This window comes from Candidatus Binatia bacterium (assembly GCA_029243485.1).
In the GTDB taxonomy this organism is placed as follows: domain Bacteria; phylum Desulfobacterota; class Binatia; order UBA12015; family UBA12015; genus VGTG01.
In genome coordinates this window covers 1-11,644 of sequence record JAQWRY010000031.1, presented here as the reverse complement: position 1 = coordinate 11,644, position 11,644 = coordinate 1, and the positions used below count along the sequence as shown (strand labels likewise).

Below are 11,644 nucleotides of genomic sequence, written 5' to 3'. Positions count from 1 at the left end.
AGGGAGCTGGCGTGGCAGGAGACGGACCGGTCGGGCCATTTCATCTCTGAATCCAGCGTCTATCGCATTCTGAAGGCGCACGACCTCATCACGAGTCCGGCGTACGTCTTGATCCGCGCCGCGGATCGCTTCCAGCATCCGACGACGCGGCCCAACGAACTTTGGCAGACGGACTTCACGTACCTGCGCGTGGTGAGCTGGGGCTGGTAGTACCTGTCGACCGTGCTCGATGATTACTCGCGCTACATCCTGGCGTGGACGCTCGGCACGACGATGAAGGCGTCGGATGTGACCGAGACGCTGGATCTCGCGCGAGCGAAGGCAGGAGTCGACGAGGTGGCGGTCGTGCATCGACCTCGACTGCGGAGCGACAACGGCCCCTGCTACGTCTCGGGCGAACTGGAGACCTACCTCGGTCGCCACGGGATGGAGCACACGCGAGGAGCGCCGTACCATCCGCAGACGCAAGGAAAGATCGAGCGCTACCACCGATCGATGAAGAACGTGGTGAAGCTAGAGAACTACTACAGCCCGTGGGAACTGGAGCGTGCGATCGGTCGCTTCGTCGAGCACTACAACCACCGGCGCTACCACGAGTCGCTGGACAACGTGACTCTAGCCGATGCATATCATGGCCGGCGCAACGCAGTCCTGGCGCGCCGCGAACAGATCAAGAGGAAGACAATGGCTCGTCGTAAGCGGCAGAATCTACGCGCCGCGTAGGTGGGCAAACGTGCTGGAGGTGTCTCTTATAAATCAGGCCTACTGAGCCTGAAGTCTTTGACAACGTAAAGTGCGCACGCGCCAGCCATAGCGCCGGCGCGCGGGGCTGGCGCTAGTTTTGTGATCGAACTCTCTGCTCGCTCGAGACACGAGGCGCAGCCTTCCGACTGTAGTTCCTGCAGAGGGTCAAGATTGTTCCTCAGCACCGGGAGATCAAGGCAGATACAGGCTCTTGATTTGCCAACCCTTGCTCTTCTTCGTGAACGTGCCAGTGAAGCCGAAGTTCGTGGAACCGAACGAGAGTTCCATAGTCATCTCCGCCAGCGTCGCGGCGGAGAGGTCAGAGTAGGCCTTGATCTTCACACGCCACAACCCTGATTTTGCGACCTTCAGCTTGACGGTGTAGATTCCGTCCCGGCTTCCGTATCCGAGCTTGCCGCCCTTGTCTCGGAAGAACCACTTGTGCCCCTTGGAAATCAGATCGCCCGGCATGAGAGCGCCGGAATAGATCGTTCCATTCGCATTGCTCAGGCTCACGGTCATCGAGTTCGCGGTGGGATTGAAGCTATTGGGGAGCATCACCTCGCCCTGGAGGCCCAGGAAGTCGAGGCCGCCCCTGCGGAAGGTCACCTTGACCGGGCAGTGGGGACAGCCTTCGATCTCGGTGCCGGCCAATTGAACGACGGCAGAGTCTTGGGCGGACGCCGAAGTGCCGGTGTCATTTTCGCCGGTGGCCGTGACGGTGTTGTAATGAGATTCCCCAGGGCTTCCCGTGACGGTCACGGAGATCGAGCATTGGTACTGGCCGCCCGCGGTCAGTGCCTGGGGAAGGCTGCATGTTCCCTGGCCGTCGAGGTCTCCATAAACGGAGTCGACCAAGCCCGTCACGGTCAGGTTTTCTGCGTTGGGATTGCTCACGGTGAAGTCGAACGTGACATCTCCACCCGGCGCATTCAAAGCGGCCGGGTCGGCTGTCTTGACGACGTTGATGGCGACCGGAGGCGGCGGTTGGATCGGCGTCGTCACGGTATCGTCGACGGGGCCATCTTCCGTAGAATCGGCCTGTGCCACGTTAACCACTTGTCCCGCCGTCCCGTCCGCGGGCTGGACGGTGTATTGCGCCGCGCAATTGACGTTCTGGCCCGCGTTCAATGTTCCGATTTGCCAGATGCTAGCGGAAACCGAAGACCCGACCGGGCAGGAAACGGAATCCGCCTGGTCATCGCTGAGAATCACGTTCGTGAGTGGGCTCGCGCCGGTGTTCGATACGATGATCGGCCACTGGATCGTATCTCCCACGGTGATGTTTCCGGAAGAATCGGCGTCGGTGAGGAGGATCGCCACTTGTTTGTCGATCGCCAGGGTGGCCGGACCGGGCACGGGAGTCGTCTCCGTGTCGTCGACCGCCGGTGTCTCGTTCGAGTCTGCCGTTGCGAGGTTCACAATCTGGCCGGCGGTTTGATCGGATGCGGTGACTAGGTACGTTGCCGTGCAGCTTGCCGCGGCGGATGCCGCAAGGTCGCCGATGCTCCAGACCGTCGCGGCCATTTGAGAGCCGACCGGGCACGTGAGCGCGTCGGCCTTGTCGTCGGTGACGACGACTCCGGTGAGATCGAAGGCACCGGTGTTGGTGACAATCACGGGCCATTCAATGGTGTCGCCGGGCGAAATGGCGCCGGAGAGATCCGCATCGTTGGTCAGAACGGCTGGCTGCTTGTCGATAGTCAGACCGTTGGCCACGACGTTGACGTTCGCGGAGTCGTTGGCCGTAACCGACTCACTGGTGACGAGGTCCGTGCCATCGGCCGTTGCCACGTTGGTATGCACGTCTCCGCTGCTGCCGCTCACGGACTGCGTGATCGCGCACGAATAGGAGCTCAACGGCGCGAGGGTCTGGGGCAAGGCGCAGGTTCCGATCGAGTCTAGATTGCCAAAGACGTCGTCGGTGAGGTAGTCGATACGGACCCCGGAGCCAGTGGACGTATTGGTGATGGTAAAGCTGAAGACGACGTCGCCGCCGGGCTCTACGATCGACGTTGGGTTCGCGGTCTTCTCCAGGGTGATCTGAGCTGGAGTGACCACGTCGACCTCGGCCGTATCGGTGTCGGTCGGATCACTCACGCCCGGTAGGTCGTTGCCGCTCAGGTCGGTTGGATTGGCGCTCGCCGTCACCGTGTTGGTGAGGTCCGCCGACATCGTGGTCTGGTAGTACAGTACGGTCGAGTCCGACGACGCGAGCGGCTGGGTGCCGCTCAGCACCGTCATGTCGCTCTGGTCTATGACGAGATCCGAGTCGATGAGTGTGATTGCGTCGAGATAGGTGTCGCCAGTGTTCGTGACGTCGAAGCAGTACGTCACCGCGGTGCCGCTCGGGGCCGTGACGAGATCTCCCGCACTCCCGCAGCCCGCGCCAGAGTCGTGGCCCGAGTACACCGTCTTCTGCACATCGATCGCTGGAGTAGGCGTCGAGTCCCGGAAGAACTGACACCGTGCCACGTTGTCGTTGATCTCAACGGCGATCTCGTTGCAGCCGTTTCCGGTGCCGCACGTGCCAGCGGGGTTGTCGGCGTCCGAAATGCTGGTGCTGCCCGCGGGATCGGTTTCGACCACGACGTAGTCGTCGTTTTCCTGGACTTGGAATTCGTAGGCCCCGTCCGCCAGCGTATCCATCGACGCTTCCAGAGTGTCGACGCCGGGGTCGTACCGTTGATCGGAATTTTTGTCGCGGTACAGGGAGATCTGGACGCCGGGAATGCCAGAATTGTCCGCATCGTTCTGGACCTGGCCGTAGATGGCCCGGATTCCGCCCTGGCCTAGAACCTCGGACTCGAGCGTGCGGGAGATTCCGCCGGACTCGAAAGTGACCGAAGCAATGTTGCGAATGTTGACGGGCGTCTTTCCGCCCGCTCCGACCCCGCCATCGGTTGCTTTGCCGCAGACCGAAACCGAGAAACTTTCGCCCGCTGCCAACGTGGGCACCGCCGCCCAACTCGCCGTTCCCGTACTTGCGGAGTTGGCGGAGTAAGTGGGCCCGGACGGATTTCCGTCATAGCTCGAGAAGGGACATTGAGCCTCGTCGCCGGGCTCGAGAAGATGGAGATTTTCAACTTCCGTCGACTGGATTGCGATGTTCGTGACCGGCGAGGTCGACGTATTGTTGACGGTAATCGTGTAGCCTAGGATGTCGTCTTCCTGAATGTTGGAGACGGGTCCTTCGCATCCGTTTACGATCGGAACGCTGTTGTTGACGAGCATGATGCCCGTCGAGCCATTGAGCGTTTCGAAGCATTGATGCCTCGGCTCGTAGTACCGCCACACATTGTCCTTGGCGGAGCCGAAATCGGTCGGTGATTTACCCGAGGTGTCGCCGCCAGAGCTATCCACACAGAATGTTTCGTTCGCGAAGCTGTTCACGAACGACACCGGGTCGGTAATGCGGAGCATGACGCGCGCACTTTCCACGTCGCCGAGGTTTCTCATGCCAAACACCCAGCGGACCGCGTTGGTACTCGCGGGGAGGGGAGACGCGGCGGAGCCACCCAGGGTCGGCACCGACCAGTCTTCGATGTCCCCGTCGTCGATCGTCGTGGGCGCAACCGGTTCGCTCAACGCGCGCGATAGGCTCGAACCCGCGTAGGCGATTCGCTGCCAAGGCCCGACGCAGGTGATGTCGGCAGCGAATCCGGTCTCGGTGGAGCAAGCCGGGTCATAGTCGTTGGTATAGTAAACGTCTGGGCCGGCGACCGGTGAGCCGGTCCCCTTCCAGGTCGTGCCCCCGTCTACGCTCACGACCGGCGTGTTCCCCTTACCATTGTTTCCCGAGGGGTTTCCCGCCTCGCCAAACGCGACCGTCTGGTCGTAGTCCCACTGGTTGTAGGTCCCGAACCCGCCGCTGATGCCGGTCGGATTGAGAGGAGGCGTCAGGGCCGTCGGGGTGAGTTGGGTCCTCGAATCGGTGCTGTAGAAGATGCCGGTATCGGATTGGCTATCTCGCAAAATGCCGTTGTCGAGATTAATTCCGGTCACGCTCGAGCTATAGTTCATGCAATCCCGCTTGCCGCACTGATCGTAGGCGGGGGCCGTGTTGTAGGCGGGCTTGTCCGTCCAAGTCGTACCGCTCGCTCTGACGATGCTGGCACGTACGACCTCGGTTCCTGGGGGAACGTAAAGCGTCATGAACGACAACTGCCCCTGGTAGCTCCCAGTATCCCGCGGGGACGATTGCAGAATCCACGAGACCTCGTCGCCGGCCTGGTACCCATCTGCGACGACACCGGCACTGGCTGGGTCGAGGAAAATACGCAGCACCTGGGATCCAAGATAGTCGGCCCGAGAGAGAGCGGGCCAGCACAGGCTGAAGATGCAGGTCGCGACGAAATAGAGCTTGATGGCTGAATTTTTCATGAATACAGATCTCGGGTCCGGGAGTGGGCGTCTCGCTCTCCTTCGGTCCGGAGGCGGCGAGGCGGTCTGAGGTCGAAGATAGGGAGTTTTCAATTCGAACCGACGGCACGGGCAACGGGTGCCCGGCTGGGCAACGGCGAAGCGCGTGCTTCGCGCAAACTTGCAGGAGTGTCGGAGTGTGCGACAAGGGTGTCTAGGTCCGAAGTCGCGCGCAACCCATTAATTGCCCGAGCGGGCCTCCAAGCATCGGAGAGGTCCACTGCACAAAATTGAAGGACGGATAAGGCGCCGTACGAACTTTCGACATGCCGTTCCCTATGGCGCCCAATTGCGTGGACTCGCGTCTCCGACCCGCGGCTCGTGATGGACGCTGTCGACGCGAGATATCCAAACGAAAACCAGCCGCTTCGATCGGGGCGCGGAACGGCCGGAGCTTCTCGTATCCCCGCTGACTGCTTCCGCCGCGCAGTTCCCGTTAGACGCACCATCGTCGAAAGCGGCGGTAGGCACCGTACGTCGCCAGAGACGTCGGGATCAGTGGGCCTGATTTGTAAGAGACACTTCCGGCACGTTTGCCCGCCTAGGCCGCGCGTAGATTCTGCGGCTTACGACGAGCTATTGTCTTCTTCTTGATCTGTTCTCGGCGCGTCAGGATCGCGGTGCGCCGGCCATGACATGCATCGGCTGGAGTCACGTTGTCCAGTGACTCATGGTAGCGCCGGTGGTGAGAAGCTTACCTGGTCGACCATTTAGTCCTGGTCCAGAGCGACGAGCGACAAGGCCAACTCTCTGAGTTCGCGCAATCGGTTCACGAGGTCTTGTTCGTCCTCGCCCGCATAGGGGCGCCCGCGGAAGGCATCGGCGGTGATCTTGTAGATCTGGGCTTCGTCTTCGGCTCGCTCGGGTCGGATCTCCAGCGATAGGGGGGGGGCGCACCGCGTTTGGCCATCAGTGCAGAGAACCCTTGTCGAGACCATTTCCCACCAGCCCGGAGCCTGCCATGCGGTCGGCGACGGGCCGGCGCGCTGCTGTGGGCCGTCGCGGGGTGTATCCCGTGGGTCTACGGGGTCGTCTTTCTCTTTACCGGCTCATTTGTTTGAGGAGTGAAGTGCTTCGATCGAAAGTGACGGTCACAGTCTTTGGGGGGGGGCGCCGCAAACCGCGGTTTCGCGCGGGGCGAACCGTCCGAGCTATCCTCCTTGCCTCGGTTTCGGCGCTGGTTGCGGCCTGTTTCAACCCGTTGATGACGGTCGATGGGCGAACGGCTCTCGAACAGGAACTCACGCGCACCGCGATTCTTCGCGCGGTGGATCAGATTCCGGTCGACGAGGCCATCTCCAGCGGTTCGTGGAAGATCGAGGTCGTGGGCCCCGACGCGGAGGACGCAGGCTGGATCAAGAGCGCGCTGCGCCAGCGCCTGGTTTCTCTGGGGGCGACCATCTCGAACGACCAGGCGGCGTCGCTGCCAGTCATCCAGGCCGATGTGCGCTTTGCCGGTAGCGACGTCGACAACTTCTATCTTGGAGTTCCGATTCCGGGAGGCGGAGGCAAGGCGCTGAGCGTCTATCAATCCATCAGCGAAATCGGACGGGCGGGCCTGGGGCTCAGTCTGTGGAGCGAGAGTGGCGAACTGCTGGGCCGAAGCCCGGAGGCGAGGGGTGCTGCGCACTACAGCGACGTTTTCTTCCTCACCCTCATCGGGCCGATCAGCTTTACCGACCTCGAGGACATCCGCACTGCCGGGCGATTCGTGCAGCTGGGCAAGGACAAGTGGAAGAAAGTCGAGCAGGTAAAGGATTGGGACTACGGCCGGGAAGAGATCGAGGACTGAAGGCTCGCCGCCCAGCGGGCTAGACCCGAAAACTGGACCTCGCTCCAGGCTTCGCGGTTGCAGCTACGCGGCGACCCGGGCAACTAGGCCGTTCATTTTGCCTACAGCCCAGCAGTGGTGGTGCCGAGTGCCCAGAACCTATGGCGGCGAGCTGAGCTGTCGATTCTGAGATGACTCCAGCGCGATGCTGGCGGCGGCCTAGGTGCCGAGCCGCTGGAGCTCCCGCGAACGGCGCTACATGGCGACGAACTCGATCGCCCAAGCTGGAGTTACCCCGCTAACACGTGCACGGGAGCGGGGTAACTCCACAGTCGGGTTCTCGTCCTCTAGTAGTAAGTCCCCGTCATGATGAACATCTCGTTCAGGGTCGCAAAGCCACCCGTGACCGCACAGGCGTCGCACTCTCCATCCCCGGCGCCCGAACTGCTGTCACACTGCGAGTCTACGCTGCAGGAGTTGCCCTGGTTGGGCGCGTTGAAGCAGGATCGCCCGACGCACCCGATGCCGGCGTTGTTGGGGTGGCGCAGAACCTCGGGGCTGCTCGGCGTGGAGCCGTTGTCGTATCGACTGCAGAAGAGGAAGCGACGGTTGTTGGACCCGCCTGGGAGGTACATGTCTACGTCGAGGGCCAGCGGGTCGGAGTAGTCCGTGCTTTGGTAGAGCGGCGTATCCCCGCGCGGCGCACAGGTTCCCCCGGCGCTGCAGCTGCTGTTGGGTGGACCCCAGATGCGGAAGTGCACACCGGTGCGGTGCGTGTGGGAGCCGAGGTCGAACACCGTGGCGTACCGCGGCGGGGTGTAGGTCGAGCAGTACTCGCGCGTCTCGAAGGCAGGGATCCCGCCCGAGCCGAAGCCCATCACGAAGATGTCGTTTGCCTGGAAGATGGCCTTGGCCGTGTAAAGCAGATCCAAGGGCCCGGCGAGCTCCATGTTCAGGTATTGGCTCATCGTCGAGTCGAACGGCGATAGGTTGAAGGCGTGGGAGTTCCACATGATGATGCCAGCCATCGGGTGTAGCGCGTACACGCCGTCAGCGAACTCTTTCGCGACGTACGGCTCTTGGGAGCCGCCAAAGTTGCCACTACCAAGACCGACGCCTCCGCCCAGACTCGAGCAGGTGATTCCCGAGACGACGCGGCTGCTGCAGTTGGCGTTGTAGCCGGTGGTGGGATCCACCGTGGACGGATCACAGGTGGTGCCTTCAAGCGGGTTGGTCTGGTCCTGGAACTTCAGTGTCCAGGTGCCCCAGTTGGAGTGGGTGAGGGGTAGAGTGCCCCCGAACATCGAAATCAACGAATGGTGGGACTGCGGATCCTGGGCGAGCACCGTCTTGTGGTAGCGGAAGCACTTGCCCGTCGGGTTGTGTGTCGTCACTGCGCAGTCGACCTGTTCGCTGACGGGAACCAGTCCGGTGCCGACCAGGTTGTAGTACGTGGCCATGCAGATCTCGTCCTCGGACGTGGCCGGAAGGTCCCACGGCGTCTGTCGGAACTGTACGCCGACGCCGGCACCCGGCGGGTCGGGTACCGGAATGACGAGCGGCTCGGGGTCCGGCAAGCACGTGGCCAGAAGCTCAGCCGTGCCCTCGACCGACAGGTCTTCGGGCGCGCCGCCGCGGATCCACTCCCAGACTGCCTGGAGATGATCTGCGGTGAGCGGAGCCCCGCCGCTGGGCATGGGGGAGCCCCCAAACGCCGGCAAGGTGGAGTGCGTTCCGGCTTGGAGCTTGTCGTAGAGCACGCTGAGCGGGGGTTCGCCCGGCACGACGCGGTAGTTGGTCGGTGAAATCAGCGACGACACACCGATCAGGTTTGCGTAGGCGCTGCCGGCCGTCAGATCGAGACCTCCCTGCGGCGCGATTGCGTCGTGGCAGATACCGTCTGCGCAGCCGTATCCTTCGAAGACGACCGACTGAATCGCCTCGAACGTGGAGTCGAACTCCCCATGGGGACACTCCGGGTCGACGGCGTCCGTGCAGTCGTTCGCACACGTGTCCGCGTCGTCGAGGTTGCCGTCGTCACACTCCTCGCCGAGCTCCAGTACGCCGTTGCCACAGGTCTGGTCCGGGCAACCGCCCGCCGGCGCCAACGCCTTGCCCGCTTTGTAGTAGCCGTCTTCGTTCTTCTTGACGTCCCCGCCCATCTCGGCGCAGTACCACTCGTCTTCTACCTGGAAGTGAACCCAGACCTCGTCGTTCGGTCCGTCGAGCTCCCAGGAGTAGTTCTCGCCCTTGGCGAGGATCTTGAGCAGGCCGCCGCTGGCGCCCGGCTTGAAGGTGACGGAGCGAACGCCGCCGGCGCTCATGGTCTTGTCGGAGTACTTGTAGCCCTTGCTCCCCGCGGGGTTGCCGAGCCCTTTCCAGCTGCCCGGATCGAGCTCGATCCGCTCGGTTCGCCCCGCCCCCGCGCCGCCGACTCCGGTCCATCGAACCAGCACTGCCGACCCGGTGGTGGCTGGATCGTGGAGGGGGAAAAGTGCGATCTCTTTGACCGACTTGAACAGGAGCTTGTGTTTCGCAGGCTCCCTGCGGGTGTCGACCGTGATCGCGCGGCCGCTGATGCCAACGGTGGCATCGTGAGCGGTTGCTTCCGGAATCCATCCCGGGCTCAGTAGGGCGATCAGAACGGGTAGGGCGACGACGCTTCGGGCTGGTCTACGCACTGGTTTTCCTCCGATATGGGCTCATGGGGGCGAGCTTTGCAGAATCGCCATGAGAATACCCGACAATTCTGCTGTTCGCACCGATCAGGTGCGCGAATGTCGGAATGGGCGTCTGGTTGGTGTTCTAGCAGGCCCGTCAGCGCTGCTCGGCCGTACATAGCCCTCCGCACACGTCGATCACCGTCCCGCTGTCGAGAAACACCCCGCGCTGCTCGACGGAGATCGGTTCGCCACGCGGATCGTCGTGAGGATCGTCGCCTTCGCGCGGCGCGATGTTGTCGGTCGGGGGCGCCGGAATCCCCGAGTCCCAGATGACGAGCGCGGACCCTGCATGGGGAAACGCTTCCAAGCGATCGAGCCCCCAGTAGGGCTCGACGTCCGGGTGGCGACCGTCGGCGATGGCGGGCCACGAGATCGGGATCCCCATCGTCCGGGCAAGCACATCGGTCGTCACGTTGGCGACCTGATGGTCTCCGAACGCGACGTGAAGAAGAATGCGTTTGTCTTCCGCGGTTCCCGGCAGCGGATCATCGGCGAGATGATTCGCGTAGCCGTTTCCCTCTCCCCGGTCCCAGAGCATCTGGATCAGCATCAGGATCAACGCCTGATCGTACGGGGACGCATAGGACCCTTGCATCACTTCGAAGAACGGGTCGAAATCGACGCTTCGGTTCAGGAGCGTGGAGTAGTTGATCCCCGGAACTCCCAGAACCGCGCGGCTCCAATCCGTCGCAACGGCAGTCGTGGCGACACCCATGATGCCGCCCTGGCTGATCCCGTAGTACTGGAGGTCGGCGTCATTCCCGGATGCCAAGCCGGCAAACGTCGGATCCGATCCGAAGCCATCCGGGTGAATCATGAGGCGGCCGAGAAACAGGGTATTGAGATGCCCCTGGAGCAGCCGGTCGGCAAGCGAACGAAACGTCGAGATGTCCTGCAAGATGACGATCGCGTTGATCGTGTCCTCATCGGCCATCCCGACGAGGTCCGTGCCGCAAGAGACGCGCCCGAACTCGCGCGCGACTAGACCTGGGCCGGACGACAGGGCCTGGTTGCCGGTCCCGAGGAGTCCGTGGCCATAGACCATCGCCTTGAGTAGCCCCGGACCCGGCGGGGGGATTCCGCACACGAAGCGGGCCGTAAATGTCCCGCTCGACGTTGGTTGGCCCAGAGGGTCTCGGCGAAGAATCGATCCGGGCTCTCCCGCTTGCTCGAGGAAGAGCGGAACCTCGAAAGTGCCTTTGACTTCCCGGCTCCATCGGTCGCTGTCGACGTCGCTCACCTCGGAGATCGCAAACGTCGGGGATGCGTCGCCCAGGATCTCGAACGCCTGATCTCGGATGCTGAGCAGTGGGCCCGTTAGGTTCTCGGTGCTGATGACGGTGAAATCCCACGCGATCAGAAGATCGGATCGGTCCACACCCGCCCCCGCGAGAGTCTCGAAGACCGCGTCCATCGCCGCCCGTCGGTCCTCGACTGCAGGGACTCCGGTAAATAGGTCGTCGCGGTAGGCACGGAAGACGTCCGTCGGCGCAAAGTCGTTGCCCTCCGAATCGACGAGCCTCCGGATGCCGACGACGATCCGATGGCCTTCGGGGAAGTTCTTCGCCGGACGAATGAAGAGAACTGGAACCTCGTCTGCCGCGTTCGCGTCGAGTTCTGCCCAATGAGGCCAACGCTCACCTGTGTCGGCGTCGACGACGACGGTCGCAGAGCCCGCCCCTAGCGAGCGCGCGATGTCGGTAATGGGAGGAGCGCCGGACGCGGCGAGATCGACATCCGCGTAGCGGACTGCGACTGCCGAACCTGGGCTGAAGCCATCGTTCTCCGTCCAGGGACCGGGATCGATCCGAACGCCGTCCTGATTGGCGGGGAGCGCCTCGCGCGTGAACGAGATCTGCAACCCCGTCGACGCCGCAGAATCCGCGACCGTGTAGACGTTGGAAGGGAACGGCAGGAGGCAATCGGGATGCAGCGGTTCGCACCCAGGCTGCAGCGCGCCGGCATCGATCTCGATATCGACCGG

The 11,644-nt window shown here is 62.9% G+C and carries 5 protein-coding genes and 1 pseudogene; 2 read left to right on the top strand and 4 right to left on the bottom strand.

Going from position 1 to position 11,644, the window contains the following annotated elements; genetic code table 11:
- Nucleotides 1-723: pseudogene (locus P8R42_10380) on the top strand (DDE-type integrase/transposase/recombinase).
- A 213-nt stretch (nucleotides 724-936) separates the two neighbouring features.
- Here the strand turns inward: P8R42_10380 and P8R42_10375 are convergent.
- Together P8R42_10375 and P8R42_10370 are read right to left on the bottom strand one after the other, a co-directional pair.
- Entirely contained in the window at nucleotides 937-5,127 is a 4,191-nt protein-coding gene (locus tag P8R42_10375; GenBank protein MDG2305044.1) for a hypothetical protein, read from the bottom strand.
- Nucleotides 5,128-5,876: 749 nt separating this feature from the next.
- Nucleotides 5,877-6,104, bottom strand: a complete 228-nt coding sequence (locus P8R42_10370) for a hypothetical protein (GenBank protein MDG2305043.1) — start codon at nucleotides 6,102-6,104, stop codon at nucleotides 5,877-5,879.
- A 266-nt stretch (nucleotides 6,105-6,370) separates the two neighbouring features.
- Between P8R42_10370 and P8R42_10365 the strand changes: the two genes are divergently transcribed.
- On the top strand, nucleotides 6,371-6,958 hold the full coding sequence (locus tag P8R42_10365) for a hypothetical protein (GenBank protein ID MDG2305042.1): 588 nt from the start codon (nucleotides 6,371-6,373) through the stop codon (nucleotides 6,956-6,958).
- 326 nt (nucleotides 6,959-7,284) lie between these two features.
- Here P8R42_10365 and P8R42_10360 read toward each other — a convergent pair whose 3' ends face one another.
- Together P8R42_10360 and P8R42_10355 are read right to left on the bottom strand one after the other, a co-directional pair.
- Nucleotides 7,285-9,618, bottom strand: coding sequence for a hypothetical protein (locus tag P8R42_10360; protein ID MDG2305041.1), 2,334 nt, complete (start codon nucleotides 9,616-9,618; stop codon nucleotides 7,285-7,287).
- A 136-nt stretch (nucleotides 9,619-9,754) separates the two neighbouring features.
- On the bottom strand, nucleotides 9,755-11,644 hold a 1,890-nt coding region (locus P8R42_10355), incomplete at its 5' end, for a hypothetical protein (protein ID MDG2305040.1).

What these genes read in the sequence shown, in the direction of transcription:
- P8R42_10365 (MDG2305042.1), top strand. Translation starts at nt 6,371, where the DNA reads ATGACGGTCGATGGGCGAACGGCTCTCGAACAGGAACTCACGCGCACC.
- P8R42_10370 (MDG2305043.1), bottom strand. Translation starts at nt 6,104, where the DNA reads ATGGTCTCGACAAGGGTTCTCTGCACTGATGGCCAAACGCGGTGCGCC.
- P8R42_10375 (MDG2305044.1), bottom strand. Translation starts at nt 5,127, where the DNA reads ATGAAAAATTCAGCCATCAAGCTCTATTTCGTCGCGACCTGCATCTTC.